The organism is Alteromonas sp. 4NS20-0143 (assembly GCF_057542855.1).
This window is the reverse complement of the sequence record NZ_BAAJLR010000005.1, coordinates 71,375-87,945: the sequence shown is the minus strand read 5'-3', so window position 1 is coordinate 87,945 and position 16,571 is coordinate 71,375. Positions and strand designations below refer to the sequence as shown.

At 44.9% G+C, this 16,571-nt stretch carries 11 protein-coding genes; all 11 read left to right on the top strand.

Translation table 11 applies throughout. The features are described from left to right. The first annotated feature begins 6 nt into the window (after window positions 1–6). A complete protein-coding gene (locus tag AC27HD_RS12000) occupies window positions 7–1,197 on the top strand; it encodes an extracellular catalytic domain type 2 short-chain-length polyhydroxyalkanoate depolymerase (protein WP_487106107.1) in 1,191 nt (396 codons plus the stop codon). Next, a complete protein-coding gene (locus AC27HD_RS11995) occupies window positions 1,190–1,972 on the top strand; it encodes a 3-hydroxybutyrate dehydrogenase (RefSeq protein WP_032096997.1) in 783 nt (260 codons plus the stop codon). The genes AC27HD_RS12000 and AC27HD_RS11995 overlap by 8 nt, the downstream gene beginning before the upstream one ends. Window positions 1,973–2,040: 68 nt before the next feature. Further along, a complete protein-coding gene (gene nadK, locus AC27HD_RS11990; protein ID WP_032096996.1) occupies window positions 2,041–2,916 on the top strand; it encodes an NAD(+) kinase in 876 nt (291 codons plus the stop codon). A 462-nt stretch (window positions 2,917–3,378) separates the two neighbouring features. Next, a complete protein-coding gene (gene dps / locus AC27HD_RS11985; protein WP_032096995.1) occupies window positions 3,379–3,888 on the top strand; it encodes a DNA starvation/stationary phase protection protein Dps in 510 nt (169 codons plus the stop codon). A 501-nt stretch (window positions 3,889–4,389) separates the two neighbouring features. Further along, on the top strand, window positions 4,390–4,734 hold the full coding sequence (locus AC27HD_RS11980) for a DUF805 domain-containing protein (protein WP_032096994.1): 345 nt from the start codon (window positions 4,390–4,392) through the stop codon (window positions 4,732–4,734). A gap of 492 nt (window positions 4,735–5,226) precedes the next feature. After that, on the top strand, window positions 5,227–6,912 hold the full coding sequence (gene recN, locus AC27HD_RS11975; RefSeq protein WP_487106104.1) for a DNA repair protein RecN: 1,686 nt from the start codon (window positions 5,227–5,229) through the stop codon (window positions 6,910–6,912). Between the two features lie 123 nt (window positions 6,913–7,035). Further along, a complete protein-coding gene (locus tag AC27HD_RS11970; RefSeq protein WP_032096992.1) occupies window positions 7,036–7,392 on the top strand; it encodes an outer membrane protein assembly factor BamE in 357 nt (118 codons plus the stop codon). A gap of 167 nt (window positions 7,393–7,559) precedes the next feature. Further along, complete coding sequence (gene tmpT, locus AC27HD_RS11965; protein WP_487106103.1) at window positions 7,560–8,210, top strand: thiopurine S-methyltransferase; 651 nt, start codon at window positions 7,560–7,562, stop codon at window positions 8,208–8,210. 781 nt (window positions 8,211–8,991) lie between these two features. Next, window positions 8,992–12,360, top strand: coding sequence for a family 16 glycosylhydrolase (locus AC27HD_RS11960; RefSeq protein ID WP_487106101.1), 3,369 nt, complete (start codon window positions 8,992–8,994; stop codon window positions 12,358–12,360). Between the two features lie 11 nt (window positions 12,361–12,371). Beyond that, entirely contained in the window at window positions 12,372–15,119 is a 2,748-nt protein-coding gene (locus AC27HD_RS11955) for a TonB-dependent receptor (RefSeq protein ID WP_487106099.1), read from the top strand. Window positions 15,120–15,229: 110 nt separating this feature from the next. Further along, window positions 15,230–16,531 (top strand): glycoside hydrolase family 2 TIM barrel-domain containing protein, encoded by a 1,302-nt coding sequence (locus AC27HD_RS11950; protein WP_487106097.1) that lies wholly within the window; start codon window positions 15,230–15,232, stop codon window positions 16,529–16,531. Window positions 16,532–16,571: the final 40 nt, after the last annotated feature.

Genomic DNA, 16,571 nt, shown 5'->3' with positions numbered 1-16,571 from the left:
ATTTTTATGATGACGATTAACACTATTATCAAAGCAGCCTTGGCAAGTAGCCTTTGCTTTTCCATTGCCTTACACGCGCAAACAAAACAAGAAGGCATGCCGGAGCTATCTCTCGACTTATCTGACGTCACCGTATCGGGGTTGTCTTCTGGTGGATATATGGCTACACAGTTTCAACTGGCCCACAGCGATTGGGTTAAGGGTGTAGGGGTATTGGCAGCTGGCCCCTACTTTTGTGCCAAAGGTGATATTACAACGGCACTTGCCCAGTGTGTCAATAAGACCGACACCAAGCCAGATTTAACGGTTTTAAATGAGCAAGCGGCACAATATGCAAAGGCGGGAAAGCTTGCAGACTTAGACAACATGAAAGATGCCAAGGTGTGGTTATTTCATGGCAAGCGTGACGTGCGAATTGCCAGTGAAGTTAGCGATGCTTTATTCGAGCAATACACAATGTGGACAGACACTCAAAACATAAAATACGTTAACGATATGTCTATCGCTCACCTGTTTCCAACGAAAACGAACGGAACCGACTGTATAACATCAGAAAGCCCGTTTATTGGTAACTGCGATTATGACGCCGCTGGCGACATGCTTAACCATCTTGTTGAAGGGTTAACTGCACCAGACGATGAACTGTCAGGTTCGCTGCATACCATTAACCAACAGGACATTGCAGGCAGCAATGCCAAAACACTGGCCAGCGAAGGCTTTGTTTACGTACCGCAAAGCTGCGCAAGCGGAGAAAGCTGTCGGGCACACATCAGCTTTCACGGCTGCAACCAATACGCTGACGCTGTGGACGATGCCTATACGTCGCAAACAGGGCTGAATGACTGGGCCGATGACAACAATATGATTGTGCTGTATCCGCAAACAAAAAAATCACTCTTTATGCCGCTAAACCCACAAGGTTGCTGGGACTGGTGGGGATATGCCTCAAAGGACTATGCCAACAGAGATGGCGATCAGATAAAGGCGGTGAATGCGCTTTTACACGCTCTTGATACGTTACCCTCGCCAACAACTAAAGCTGTATCTCAAGTAAGGCCTCAAGCAATGTCTCAAGTTGCACAGCCTTCGCCACACCAGGCAATCGCACAGCAAACTAGTGCACAGCGAGCTAGTGCACAGCGAATTAAGACACAGCGCAAGATAGAATCTATGAAACAGGAAGGCTTTGATGAATAAGCGAACGGTATTTATTACTGGAGGAGCCAGTGGTATTGGTTTAGGCATCGCAGAGACGTTGGTAAAACAGGGTCATCACGTTATTGTGGCGGATATTAACGAAAGTGCTGCGCAAGAGGCGGCAGCGGTGCTGGCCAGTAAGTTTGGCAGTATTAATGATGGCAGCGCGAGCGCAGTGGCGGTAGATGTGTGTGACGCAGCGCAAATTGCTGCCTTACCTGAAGTACTCGGTAAGCTCACCGTCGACGTACTAATTAATAACGCTGGCATCCAACACGTTTCAAACCTTGAAGATTTTCCTGCTGAAAAATGGCAGCAGCTGATTAATATTATGCTGGTTGGCCCTGCCCTAACCACCCAAGCGCTATTACCAGCCATGAAAGCACAAAATTTTGGGCGTATTATTAACGTGGGCTCTATTCACTCTCTTGTAGCCTCGCCGTTTAAGTCGGCCTATGTGGCCGCGAAGCATGGCTTGCTAGGACTTGCTAAAACTGTGGCATTAGAGACTGGTGACTATGATATTACTATTAATACCTTGTGTCCGGCCTATGTAAAAACTCCCTTAGTTGAGCAACAAATAGCGGCTCAAGCCAAGGAAAACAATATGACCGAGGACGAAGTAGTGAAAAAAATCATGCTTGAACCTATGCCGAAGAAGCAGTTTATTGAAGTTCAAGAACTCGCCGATACTGCCGCATTTTTAATGACAAACAGCGCCAAGAACATTACAGGTCAAGCAATAACCCTAGATGGCGGCTGGACCGCAAGGTAAAACTTCCCTTTTACAAAACACTTGTGCTAATGTCCAAATCATTGGAAATGAGAGGACATTAGCGTTCCATGCCCTACCAAACCGTTGCTTTAATTGGAAAACCTCAGCACGAGGCCACTCACGACAGCTTAAATTTACTTGCCGATTATTTACTCGCCAAAGGATGCGAGGTGTTGGTAGAGGAAAGTATTGCTCAAGAGCTAGAAACCGACAACATTAGAAGCTGCGACCTTGTCGCTATCGGTAAAGAAGCTGACCTAGCCGTTGTCGTTGGTGGAGATGGCAGCATGCTTGGCGCCGCCCGCGTACTTGCCCGTTTTGATATCCATGTTGTGGGTGTGAATAGAGGTAACTTAGGTTTTCTCACCGACATTCATCCCGACGATATCATTCAGCAACTTGACTACATCTTTAACGGCGAGTGTTTCGTTGAAGAACGCTTTTTACTGGAAGTGGGCGTTTACCGTCACGAGAAGTTAAAAAGTAATAGCTCAGCGGTCAATGAAGTCGTACTCCACCACGGAAAAGTGGCGCACATGATGGAGTTCGAGATTTATATCGACGAACAGTTTGTGTTTAGCCAGCGCAGTGATGGACTCATTGTAGCAACGCCAACGGGCTCAACCGCCTATTCGCTCTCCGCAGGCGGGCCCATCATTATGCCAAAACTTGATGCGCTAACCTTAGTGCCCATGTTTCCCCATACTCTGAGCAGCAGACCTATTGTGGTAGACGCCGACAGCCAGGTATCGATGAAAGTGTCAAAAGTGAATAGTGACTCGTTGCAAGTAAGCTGCGACAGCCACATTGTATTGCCGGTTTTACCCGGCGATGAAATTCGCATAAACAAAAGTATCGATAAACTTCACTTAGTACACCCTAAGGGCTATAGCTACTTTAACGTATTGCGTAAAAAGCTGGGCTGGGGCAGTAAGCTCTACTAATGTAGGGCACTCGCCTTCTGCCATACGTGTGGCCGCCATACGTGTGAATACTGCAGATGTAGACTAAACATCTATGGCTTCATTTACCCTGTCTTCGTAAAGTTTTCGAATTTCTCGAGCCTAGCGAACTTTGTGGCAAGTTAACCGGCTTTTCTACCTAATGTTCGCCCTGCCATACAAAGAACACTGAATATTTTACACGGCTATTCATATTTCGAGCATCTTTTTCGCACCTTTTAGATGAACCTATCACATTGAAAAATAAAGAAAAATTAACCTTTGCGAATTTATTCAATTAAATTAGTTACTTATAATTTTGGTACAAGTCGGCATACCGGTTGCAACAACTTAAGCAACTGGCTCGATAATCTATGTTGTTTCAACACAACTTTTGAAGGTCGAAAGACTCGATAAGTATTATCAACACCTATTTACTGAAGCGATAATAAGGAGTTTATTATTATGAGTAACAACGAACTTAAATTTACTGCACCAGGTATGGATAACGAAACTGCAGCAAGCACTATCAAAACGTTAGAGCAACGTTTAGTGGCGCTACTTGATCTGCAGCTCACCCTGAAGCACATTCACTGGAATGTAGTAGGTCCAAACTTCATTGGTGTGCACGAAATGCTAGACCCACAAGTTGATGCAGTGCGCGAAATGACTGATACCATTGCAGAACGAATTGCCACACTGGGCGGCGTACCGAAAGGCACACCCAAAGCCATTGTAGAGGGTCGCTCGTGGAATGATTATGAGTTAGGCAAGGGCCTAGTGACTGACCATTTAAAAGCGCTAGATGCAGTGTATGACGGTGTAAATGGCGATCACCGCAAGGCGATTGAAGGCTTAGGCGACTTGGACCCAGTGTCGGAGGATATGATTACAGGTCAGTTAGCTGAACTAGAGCAGTTCCAATGGTTCGTAAGAGCGCATTTAGAATCAGGTAGCGGCGAACTAGCCCAATAGTTCCATCGGTAAACAGTACCGTTAGGAAAATAAAGGAAGGCCACCGAGGCCTTCCTTTTTTTTTGTTTTCTATTTTCCCCTTGTCTTACTTCTTCTCTTTCCCTATTTTTTACTTTCCTCACATTTTTTCCCAAACGAATTTCTTCGCTTACTCACTTGTATCTATCTTTAACGTAATGCGAGTAATTACATGAGGTGGAATTGCCATTAACTTTACAGTGACCACTGGCAAAAAAAGTTGTAGGCTAAATTTCGAAGCAGAGGTCTTACGAACATTGGAAAGTGTGTGCTTTGTTTATAAAAAACTAATTTATATACAAATCAAAAAATACTCCTACGGCTTAATACCTTCTGCTTAGAAATATTATTTGCAGCCAAAAAAATGGTGCAAAAAAACAAAAATTAAAAACAACACTTAAATAGAGGTATATGGCTAGTCTGACGTAATTCATCGCCGATTACCGTAACCAAACATCATTAGACAAAAAGGAGTTCCATTTAATGGACTATTTTACAAAAGCGCTTAAACACTATGCTGATTTTACAGGCCGTGCGCGGCGCACAGAATACTGGATGTTTTATCTGTTCTACATTATTTTTTACATTGTGTGTTCAGCTGTTGGATACTTCCTTGGCACTGAATTTATAACGATGATTTACGCCCTTGCATTATTAATTCCCTTACTGAGTGCAGGCGCAAGGCGTTTACATGACACTGGCCGCTCAGGTTGGTGGCAGCTACTCAATCTAATTCCGATAATTGGCTCAATTATTTTGATTATTCTCTTAGCGCAAGACAGCCATGATGATAATGAATATGGGCCAAACCCTAAAGCTAGTCTTTAGGTTTAAGTTATAGGCTTAGGTTGTAGGCTTAGGTTTTAGGTAATTGCCTTAGCAAATAGTTTTGTGGTTTACCTGTATAAGTAACAAGTGACGTGTAATAAAGCGCATGATGAATTTCACTCTCATGCGTTTTTTCTTCCTAATTGTTATTCCTTTTTTATAGTAGTTTTATTTCAATTAGCGTCAATCGACTACAATATGAAGTTGCACCAGGCCAATGCAACAGCGCATCGCGATAGCTAATTGTAAAAACAAGTGCAAAAAGCAAGTGCAACAACAGTTGCAATAGTAAAGCGCAATAGGCAAGGCACGCATAAAAATATCGTAAAACCTGTACAGCCCCCATAAATAGTGGGTCAGATAAAAATTTTCGGCAAATAACACCTCGCAAATCGACAGATTACATTCGACTATACTTTACATCTCAAGAATACTGTATATATTTACATGTACTGTATATATCATCATGTTCAACTTTATTAGAGTGTGGTTATGTTAGCGAATCTTTCGATATCAAATTTTGCCGTTGTAAAACAACTTTCTGTTCATTTTGAAAATGGCCTCACTGCGGTTACAGGTGAGACCGGGGCAGGTAAATCAATTGCCATTGATGCCCTAAGCTTGTGCCTTGGTGAAAGGGCCGATGCAAATGCGGTAAGAAAAGGTTCAGCAAAAGCCGAAATAGTGGCGCACTTTTCACTTGCTGATAATGCAAGTGCAAAAGCGTTTCTCGACGAACATGAATTAACCTCGGATGAAGATGAAACCAGCTGCTTTATCCGCCGGGTAATATCGAAAGAAGGTCGCTCAAAAGCCTTCATTAACGGCACTCCAGTATCTTTGCAGCAACTAAAAGGTCTCGGCCAAACACTGCTTTCCATTCATGGTCAAAACACCCATCTACAGCTAATAAAAGAAGATTATCAGCGCCAGCTTATTGATAGTTACGCAGACCATACTCATTTAATGAATGATGTAAAAGACGCTTATGGCTCGTGGAGAGACAAACAAAAAACGCTCAATGAACTGCGTTCGAAAGCTCAACAAAGAGAAGATCGTCTGCAGTTACTTACCTATCAGGTGCAAGAACTCGACGAGTTTGCCATTGAGAATGGCGAATTTGAAGAACTTGAAATTGAGCACAAACGCTTAAGCAACGGTCAGAGTTTATTAGAACAAGCGCAAACCAGTGTGTATAACCTCTATGAAAATGATGAAGGGAATGCGCTGACCGTTATTCAAAGCAGTATTGAGAAGCTTGGCGAATTAGAAGCACACGATGCGAGCCTAACGCCTATCATCGCCCTCCTTAACGACGCATCAATTCAAGTTGAAGAAGCAGCAAGCGAACTGCGTGGTTACTGCGATCAATTGGAAATAGACCCTCTGCGTTTACAGCAGGTTGAAGCCCGCTATTCAAAAGCGATGGAGCTGGCTCGTAAACACGCCGTAACGCCTGAAGAACTTGCTCAACATCACCAGTTATTGTCGCAAGAATTTGCTGCACTTGGCGAGCAGGAAAGCTTACTAGGCACACTCGAACACGATGTTGAAGCAGCAAGACAATATTATTTGGTGGCAACAAGCAGTTTATCTGAAAGCCGAATGAAAGCAGCTCAAAGTTTTGCAAACGACATTGAATCACAAATTCAGCAAATGAATATGCCGCACGCTAAAGTGTGTATTGATATTCTTTATGACGAGCTGAAAAAGCCCGCAGTTAATGGGGTAGATACGATTGCCTTTAAAGTATCAACGAACCCTGGGCAAGATGCCGACGTATTGGAGAAAGTGGTATCAGGCGGTGAGCTTTCTCGAATAGGTTTAGCTATTCAGGTTATTGCTAGCGATAGCCATGCTACCCCCACTATGATTTTTGACGAAGTGGACACCGGTATTAGCGGACCAACCGCTTCAATTGTAGGTGCACTGCTAAGAAAATTAGGAAAGCAGTCTCAGGTTATGTGTGTCACCCATTTACCTCAAGTGGCGGCACAAGCACATAACCAGCTTTTTGTTACCAAGCTTACTGATGGCGAAAGTACAGAAACACAGATGATACCGCTGACGAAACAAGACCGAATTGACGAACTCGCCCGACTGTTAGCTGGCGACAAAGTAACCAAATCGGCACTTGCTAACGCAAAAGAGCTGCTAAAAAGCGCTTCATCGAACTAAAATGCAGTTGATTGGTCATAGTTGTCAATGTAGCATGCCTTCGCGCTTGCATTAAAACAGCTGAGGTTTCCTTATGAGGAAACCTTTAGGCACTAACAAAGGCAATACTGGACTTATATACGCATGAAGTTGCACCATCTTATAGTTATTCTTTGCATTACATTTACTACCACAGCTTGTTCTAACTGGATTTTCAGAATTGACGTTCCGCAGGGCAATTTTCTCGATCAGCGTGATGTTGAAAAACTGCGTATTAATATGACAAAAGAGCAAGTTATCTACGTGTTAGGTAACCCTGTTGTTCAAGACTCTTTTGATAGCGACACGTGGTATTACGTTTACGATATGAAGCGTGGTATGAAAGACAGAGGCGACGACTTCCAGCGTCAAATGATCATCACGTTTGTAGACAATAAAGTGGCTAACGTTGAAGGCGACTTTGAACTGTCTGAAGACTTCAATACTCCTCTCGACGAGTAATTCAAAGACGTCGTTTTACAGCAGTGCAGAAAAATAGCACAGAAGCAGGTTATTAACCTGCTTTTTTAAATGTGCTTCTATTTTCTACGATATTATATTTAATCTGTTAGATTCGTAGCATTAGACTTAAAGCACTAGATATAGGGTATTTGATTTAGGGTATTAATATGGAACATAGCTTTTGGCACAGCAAATGGCACAATAATGAAATTGGGTTTCATGAACCCACTGGTAATGCCTTGCTGGTGAAATATAGTGATGTTTTATTAGGCCCAGGTAGTAATGAAGCCTCACAAAAGCGAATCTTTGTGCCCTTGTGCGGGAAAACTAGAGATATTTCATGGTTGCTGTCAAAGGGCTGTCAGGTTGTTGGTGCAGAGCTTAGCGAGGTGGCTATTACACAGCTGTTCGACGATCTCGACATTACTCCCACTGTTAAGTCTTCGTCTAAGGGTAAAGTATATTCAGCCCCTAACCTTACCATTTTTGTTGGTGATATTTTTGCACTTGGTCGTGATGACATTGGCGAAATAACAGGTGTGTATGATAGAGCAGCATTAGTTGCTTTGCCCGATGATCTTCGTCGAAAGTACGCTAACCACCTTATAGACATAACTCATAACGCCCCCCAATTAGTTATCACATTCGACTATGACCAGAGTGAACTGCCAGGTCCTCCTTTTTGTGTGAATGACGAAATGGTTGCTGATATGTATGCTAGTAATTATTCAATTTCGCAGCTTGAGCGCTCTAATGTAGAAGGCGGTTTAAAAAGAAAAGTGAAAGCAGACAGCCTGGTCTTTAAGCTCAGTCTTTAAGCTTAATCTTTAGGCTTCGTCTTTAATCGTAGTGCTTAGTTCTGGGTTCAAGTTTTTGCACTTAAGAGCTCACAACAATCCGTTCACGCTGCAGGTTCACTTGTGATTCTCCTTATTAGTATCCTTATAAGTACCCACATTAATGCATTCATTAGTACTTTCGATGTTAGGTTATAAATTCCCAATCGAGTTGTCTCCCCATCTAGTCTTCTCACACCCACAGCAAAACGCGTTTTTTATTAATATCTAGGTCATTTCCTCGTTTTATAAGTTAAATAAGTCAGGTTAAAGTGGCTTATCTGTCCCCAATTCCTCGTTTTGCTTATCCTATAACTATCATAAAATCAGTAATTTAGACTTAAGTCTAATTCGCCACATATGTAAAAAAAATGTAATAAATCAACATTTGCACAATTATAGTCTTGAACTAATATCAAATTCAGAAAACCACGATACACAGTGTTCTGAAAAGCATTGAGCTTTATACCAACGCTTCTTATTGATTATTGAATGTTTGCGCGTGCTAGGTGTACCCAGCGCCCTAATACTTAGAATGAAGTTCTTGCATAGGTATTCGCTGCCGTCTAATCAAGCCTGTGTGCTCGATGAGTATCTACTCGTAATCAGAGTGCTTAGTCGTTGTTTTCTCTACCTTTCGTTGGAATTCGCCGTGAAGGGTAGCGCAGTTTCACTGTGCAAGTTTCTATTTGGACTCTCACAGTGACATTTGCACTAAAAAACGAGATAGAAAACACACTACGCACTTTGAGAGTAATGCCGCATGAGCACTAACAACACTTGGTTTGGCCTTGCATTAATTGCAGGCAGCACATTGATACTAGGCGGATGTCAAAACGACGATGAGGCCATCGGAGGTACGTTAGAGAATCCCCCTCCCCCAACATCAGCCAATTACGAATTAATTTGGGCAGACGAGTTTGACGGCAATGCCCTAGACACGAATAAATGGGAAGTTCAATTGGGAGACGGGACGTCTGAAGGATTACCACCAGGTTGGGGTAATAACGAGCAACAATACTACACCGCAGACAACATTACTGTTGAAGACGGTGTACTAGTTATAGAGGCTCGCGTAGGCGATTCTCCAGACGCTAATTTTGCATTTACCTCCGGCAGGCTTCGCACTCAAGGAATTTTAGATTTTACCTACGGACGAATTGAAGCTCGTATACAAGTGCCTGAAGGTCTTGGGCTGTGGCCGGCATTTTGGACACTGGGAAGTGACCCCTCGCCCTTTGGAGAATGGGCTGCAAAAGGTGAAATAGACATTATGGAGTCTTTTGGACAAGCCACGCCTTTTGTAGCAGGTACAGTGCACTATGGGCAAAGGTTCCCGCTAAATGAAAGCGCTACCAAAACGTTTGAAATCGACCCCGCCGACGGTTTTCATGACTACGCAGTAGAATGGGATTCGCAGCGTATACGTTGGTTTGTAGATGGCGTGCATTACTTTACAGTTAGCCGAGATACGTATTGGAATTACTATTTCAAAAACCAAATGGAAGGCTTCTTAGCCGGCGAAGAAGATGCTCCCTTCAATGAAAATCAGCATCTTCTTCTTAACCTTGCTGTAGGTGGCGATCCGGCAGGCACACCAAACCCCAACGACACTGATGTATTTCCAGGGCAAATGCTCGTGGACTATGTGCGGGTTTATCAGTGTCCGCTTCCCCCTGTAAATGATGGGTTAGGGTGTGAAAATAGTATTGACCAAGTTGACCCGTTCGTTATCACTCAAGGCGGTGATGGTACCCCGCCTGCGCAAAACGTAGAGATAAACAGCTTTAGTTTATACGACAACGGGCCTGGCGTACTCTTCCCTGACAGTAACAGCGAGCGTCCACTAGGTATAGGCGTTTTCGACAACAACGGAGCACTTACCGTATCCGAAGTCGAGGCTGCAGACGCTGATAGAGGTACCGTCATTGAAGTTGTCACTTCCGGCGGCGGTAATATCCAAATTAACGACCCAGAAGGCGATACCTTTGAGTTGTTTGGCATGGGTAGAGCGGATAATAATGAATTCTTTGGCGGCGAGCTCACCTTTGACCTTTTCGTAGACAGTGAGTCTACAGAGGCCACACTGCTGCAGGTAGGTGTTGACAGCGGCTTTCCAAACATTGGCTTTACACAGGTACCTCTGAGCGACTTACCGCAGGATGAATGGACGTCTGTATCCCTTGCCTTGAGCGACGTTATCCAAAGTAATATTGGCGCTTTCGGTGGTGGCCCTCTTGATATTGAACAGGTTCTCAACCTTATTGTGCTTGAACCCGTGGGTGGCGCTGCTCGCATTCAGTTCGACAACATTAATTTAGTCTGTGGTGCGCCTTCCTCGAAGCCATGCGGCATTGTGAGTATCACCACCGTACCTCAAAACGTGTTTATTGATAGCGTCGACCCTTTATGGGACTTTGGCATTGGCGCAGGTGACAGTGGCTCAGGGTTTGCCACCTACACCGATGGTAGTAATCCAGATGGTGAGAACAAAATAGAATGGGAAGTGATAACGGCTAATGATGCCGCTCGCGACCAAGTCATAGAGATTACCTTCAATGGTGACGGAGAGAGCGGCGTTTGGTTTATCGCTACCGAGCCCGTTAACCTCTCGGGCTATAACAGCGGTGCGGTGGTATTCGATATATTTGTTTCAGATTTTGGCAGTGACACCAACAGCATAACAATGCAAATAGACTGTGTGTTCCCCTGCACAAGTGGCCCACAAGATATAGGTCGCCCTGGTGATGGCGAATGGCAAGAAATTGAAATTCCACTGAGTCAGCTTATTAATAGTGGACTCAATACCGCCAATGTAAGTGCTGGTTTAGTGTTGGCCACCACCGATGTTAATGCTACCTCAACATTTATCATTGATAACGTGCGCTGGGAGCCGACCACCGACATTGAAGAGGTAGAGGTGTTGCCCTTAAGTTTCTTTGCAGACTTTGAGGGCGTTGACGGGAGCGGCGCAGCGTTAGGTGGAAACTGGCAAAGTTTTGGCACCGTTTTTGATGCTAACGGCGGGTTTGTTTACAATTACGGCCAACCCTTCGCAACACCGTTAAATAGCAACAGCTTTGCCAATATCACCACTGACCAAGGTGGCGCAGGACAAGGTGCGCAACAGTTGGTTATTTTTAACGACTACAATAACCAAGACCATGGTAATGGCCTGCTAATACAGGCAGCGACTTTCCAGCAAGTCACGTTGAGTGCAGACGATACCGGTGTATACACGTTTAGCTTCGATGCAAGAGCGCCTGGTGAAGGTGCTATCGCCGAGCCCACCGTTGCGACTGCTTACGTACAAACCTTAGACCCATCAAATGGCTTTGCTACTACAGCGCGTGTGGAAATCGATTTATCCACATTATCAAGCTCAGATTGGCAAACCTTCAGTGTTGATTTCAATATTGACGGTGAGGCAATGGCTGGACAGTTGCTAGAGTTTGGTTTTACAAACCGCACTACTGGCTTTGCTCCCTCGGCAATTGTCGTTGATAACATAGACTTCAACCTAGCTGTTGGTGGAATAAACTACGCCAGCGACTTTGAAAGTGGCGACCCAAACGGTGGTGAGATTGGTGATAACTGGTTAAGTTTCGCTGCGGTATTTGGGGCGGATGGTAATTTTGCCTATAGCTATGGGCCGTTCCCATCACCAAACAACGCTGGCGGATTTACCAGCTATGCCTCAGGCGAAGCCACTGAGAGCCAAGGTACTCAGTATCTGAATGTATTCAGCGATTACAATAACGCCGACCATGGCAACGGCCTCACAATTGAAGCGGCTAGTTTTCAGGAGCGTACATTCTCTGCATCTGATGCCGGCGAGTATTCGTTTTCGTTCGATGCCAAAGCTCCTTTTGAGGGTGGTATTGCCCCACCCACCACAGCGTACGCCTACATTCGCGTACTCGACCCTAACAATGGATTTGCTTCATCCGTTGATATTCGAGTGGATTTGAGCGAAGTCAGCAACAGTGAATGGGCTCGCTTTACTGTACAGGCAACGCTAGAAGACAGCTTAGACGGTCAAATACTTCAGTTTGGGTTCTCAAACTCAGCCACCGACTACAACCCCAGCGGCATTTTCTACGACAACGTAGAATTTTCCCGAGCTGAGTGAGGAGAGACGCAATGAAATATTTCAATAAAAATGTATCGAGCGCGGAGCAAGGGTTCATGAATACTGCCACAACAAAGGTTCATTTCGTCAGCAAACAGCTTTTGATTGCTGCGGTTGCTTTAATGGCCTGCAGCTCGTTAGCAGCACAGGAAGCTGAAAGCGAACAAGATAAAAAAGACGCTGACGTAGAGCGAATTATTGTCACTGTAGAGCGCAGAACACAGGACTTACAGGACTTAGCGGGCACTGCCTTTGCGTTTTCTGGAGAGGATTTGAAAGCCCAAGGCATTCAGGATATTACTGATATCGCCGAGTCTATCCCCGGTCTTGAGATTGGTAATAATCAAGGTAACGTGGAGGTGTGGATTAGAGGTATAGGCAGTTCTAACAACACCGAGCTTGGCGACCCTGCCGCTGCAACTCACTTAGACGGTGTCTATATTCCTCGTCCTTCAGGCATTGGTTCTGCCTTTTTTGACATATCGAGAGTGGAAGTAAACGTTGGCCCACAGGGGACGCTGCGCGGTCGTAACGCCACCGCCGGCTCGGTAAACATCATTCCCTGGCGGCCTGCCTTGAATCAGTGGAATGGAAGTGCAGAAGTGGAGGTGGGTAATTATAATCAGCGCTCTATAACAGGTGCGCTTAACATTCCTGCTACCGATAATTTGGCCTTTCGCATTGCAGGCACTAAAGTGGATCACGACTCGTATTATAACGATGTCGGCCCCTTAGACCTTGAGCTTGCCGAGGCAGCAGATAACCTTGGACTGCGTTTTCAAGCGCTGTATGAGCCCACCGATGACTTAAGTATTTACCTTTCTTATGATTACGCCCGGGAACAAGGAACTGGGTATACTGGCACTAACTTTGCCCTACCACTGGGGTTAGGAATTGACCCAGATGATATTGAAGACCCTCGAGATGTTGTAGGAAGAGGCTTCACTCCAATTCAAGACACCATCCACGATGGATTTAAAATTGAAGTTACGTGGGATATGGGTAAGGCCTTACTTGAATACAACGGCAGTTATCGAGACTTAATTTACGACTATCAAGCCGCCACACCGCTGTCGCCTGATTTCCCTGGCGTATTTGAAGCACTAGACCCATTGGATCAAGCAATTGATGACTTTTCACGCTTTCAATTTTTAACCGACTCAGAATCGATTATTCACGAACTCCGTCTGTTATCTGATGATGACACCAGTCGTTTAACCTATACCGCGGGTATCTTCTTATTTAATGAGAGACAGAAAACATTTCTAGCATCGGCTGGCGATAGAGGCGGCTTTTTCCAAGGGGCAGAATTTAATCAACCTAATACAGATACCGATTCATTTTCTGTCTATGGCGACGCCACCTACGAGTTTAGCGCTGACACCCGCCTCACAATTGGTCTTCGTTATACTGAAGACACAAAAACCCGACAAGGTGTGAACGCACGCTATGCGTTTGCTTTGGGTGGGTTTGATGTCAATACCGGCAACCCGTTTGGTTGCTGTATGGGAGCTCGCGTTGGCACTGAAGGATTTGCGTTTGCAGGATTTGGACGCTCTATTTATGAGCCTGATCAAGATGGTGACGGCGCGGTATCCGATGCTGAATTTTTAAACTTTTACTTCGACGGTATTGCTCAGTTTGGCGAGCGAGACACCCTTGATGATATTTTTGCTAACGGCATTACTCCAGGCGGCGCAGTCGTGCGTCCTGCGTGCTCAGATAGCGACGTAACCGACAACCTGATTTGTAATCAAGACGGCACCCACTCGTTTGCTGTGCCCATTTCACCAAACAACTCAATTACCGTTCAGAACGGACGCATTGATAACAACTTTGTCGACTGGCGTTTACGTATTGAGCACGACTTAAACAACGATCAGCTTGTGTATGGATTAATTGCAACCGGCCACAAATCTGGCGGCTTCAACGATACGTTTAGCGATCCAACGACAGGGCTTACTCTAGCGCCAACTTATCAAGAAGAAAGCGTCACTTTGTTTGAGTTTGGCTCAAAAAATGAGTTTGATTTGGGCGACGTACCTACTACATTTAATTTTTCAGCGTTTTATAACGACTATCGCGATCAGGTGTTTACTAACCTACTCTCCGTAGAGCAGGCCCTTGAATTCAATTCAGGCGCCCCCGTAGACCCCCTCGATGCAACGCCAGGTGCATTGGTGGTTTCGTTTAGCTTCAACGCCGCAGACTCAGCTATTTATGGTATGCAGTTTGATGGCAAGTTTGAGCTACCCTACGATATTAACCTTAACTGGACAGCATTGTGGCTTGAGGCAGAAATTGAAGACAGCCAAGATATTCAAGACTCTCGCTTTCAAGCAGATGTGGCACCCGATGAAGCAGTGTTTCAGTCTATTGACGGCAACCGACTGCCACGCACACCTCGCTTTCAACTCAATGCAAGCTTAAGCCAGGTGTTTGATCTCAGTTCTGGCACCATTGATTACGTGATATCTGCAGGTTGGCGGGATGAGCAGTTTCTCACTATTTTTAACAGCATTGATTATCAAAACCCTGACAACCCGCGCCGCCGTTTAGACGACAGCGTAGACGCCTATTGGACAGTCGACGCTGGCTTAGGTTACACCCACGGCGATGGTGCACTTAGATTTGAAGCGTTCGCTAACAACCTGTTTGACGAGGTTCGCACTGCTGCAACCATTATTACCCAATTTGATAACACACGCTTCTTCACGCGCCCTAGAACCTTTGGTGTGCGCATGCGCTACACTTACTAATTAAGGCTTGGGTTATCTAAAAATTAATTACGGACGGCGACACTCTCAGTAGGGTGTCGCCGCGTTTACACATTATTGAAAACCGTGAGGCCCCCTTAAGGAGTGATGCAGTGACCATACTTCATCGTTTAAAAACACATTTTGTAATCGCTGTATTAGCACTATTTTCACCCTGCCTATTTGCTAAAGCTATTCACGTTGAGGTAACTAAAGCCTCAGACGGAGGCTATGTGTTAACGCGGGCGGGTAAACATTATGTGGTTAAAGGTGCAGGTGCAGACGGCGCTGATTTAAAAACCTTGAAGGCACATGGCGCTAACTCTGTTCGTACTTGGTCTATTGATGGTGGCGCATATTCAGCTTCCGAACTTTTAGATAAAGCCCATGAGTTAGGGATGACTGTGTCTTTAGGAATAGATTTTGCGCGGGAGCGTCACGGCTTCGATTACGATGACTCATCTGCAGTGGCAGCGCAATTAAAGCGGGTGAAAGCAGAAGTGATGAAATATAAAGACCACCCAGCTTTACTCACATGGTTTATTGGTAACGAACTGAACTTCGATTTCACTAACCCGAAGGTTTACGACGCGGTAAACCAAACCGCAGAAATGATCAAAAGCGTAGATCCACACCACCCCACTACCACAACGATGGCTGGCTTTGACAAAAAAGCCATGGATGCTATTACCCAGCGAGCAACATCATTAGACTTCATTAGCTTTCAGCTTTATGCCGATGTGGTAAACCTACCCAAGTATATCAAGTCTTACGGCTACACAGGCCCTTATATGATCACCGAATGGGGCGCTGTAGGCCACTGGGAAGTGTACAAAACAAAATGGGGAGCCCCTGTAGAAACAACAAGTTCTGAAAAGGCCAGTAACTATGCCAAGAGCTATTTAAAAGCTATTCAGCCCCACGGGGCGCAAGTTATCGGCAACTATGTGTTTTTATGGGGTCAAAAACAAGAACGCACCAGCACCTGGTACGGCATGTTTTTAGACTCTGGCGAGCGCACAGAAGCTGTTGATGTAATGCAATATATATGGACAGGCAGGTGGCCAGAAAATCGAACACCCCGGGTTAGCCCTATTGGCTTAGATGGCAAGGTAGCCTTTGATAACGTGTACCTTTTTATGGGTGATAAGTATGAAGCAACTCTCAATGCGGTAGACCCTGATAAAGACCCACTAACCTTCAAGTGGGAAATAAGAAAGGAATCGACAGCAACACAAGTAGGTGGTGATAAAGAGGAAGTTCCTGAGATTGTGGATGGATTGATTAAAGATACTTCTGCTCAAAAAATTGAATTTGAAGCACCGAAAACACCGGGGGCCTATCGGCTATACGCCTATGTGTATGATGGAACCGGTAACGCCGCTCACGCGAATATACCGTTTTTTGTAAAGTAATTTTAAGATCTTGACCGAACAGGTCAGGTCTTTCAGCTGT

Coding starts and splice junctions, on each gene's coding strand:
- AC27HD_RS12000 (WP_487106107.1), top strand. CDS start 7: ATGATGACGATTAACACTATTATCAAAGCAGCCTTGGCAAGTAGCCTT.
- AC27HD_RS11995 (WP_032096997.1), top strand. CDS start 1,190: ATGAATAAGCGAACGGTATTTATTACTGGAGGAGCCAGTGGTATTGGT.
- nadK (WP_032096996.1), top strand. CDS start 2,041: ATGCCCTACCAAACCGTTGCTTTAATTGGAAAACCTCAGCACGAGGCC.
- dps (WP_032096995.1), top strand. CDS start 3,379: ATGAGTAACAACGAACTTAAATTTACTGCACCAGGTATGGATAACGAA.
- AC27HD_RS11980 (WP_032096994.1), top strand. CDS start 4,390: ATGGACTATTTTACAAAAGCGCTTAAACACTATGCTGATTTTACAGGC.
- recN (WP_487106104.1), top strand. CDS start 5,227: ATGTTAGCGAATCTTTCGATATCAAATTTTGCCGTTGTAAAACAACTT.
- AC27HD_RS11970 (WP_032096992.1), top strand. CDS start 7,036: ATGAAGTTGCACCATCTTATAGTTATTCTTTGCATTACATTTACTACC.
- tmpT (WP_487106103.1), top strand. CDS start 7,560: ATGGAACATAGCTTTTGGCACAGCAAATGGCACAATAATGAAATTGGG.
- AC27HD_RS11960 (WP_487106101.1), top strand. CDS start 8,992: ATGAGCACTAACAACACTTGGTTTGGCCTTGCATTAATTGCAGGCAGC.
- AC27HD_RS11955 (WP_487106099.1), top strand. CDS start 12,372: ATGAAATATTTCAATAAAAATGTATCGAGCGCGGAGCAAGGGTTCATG.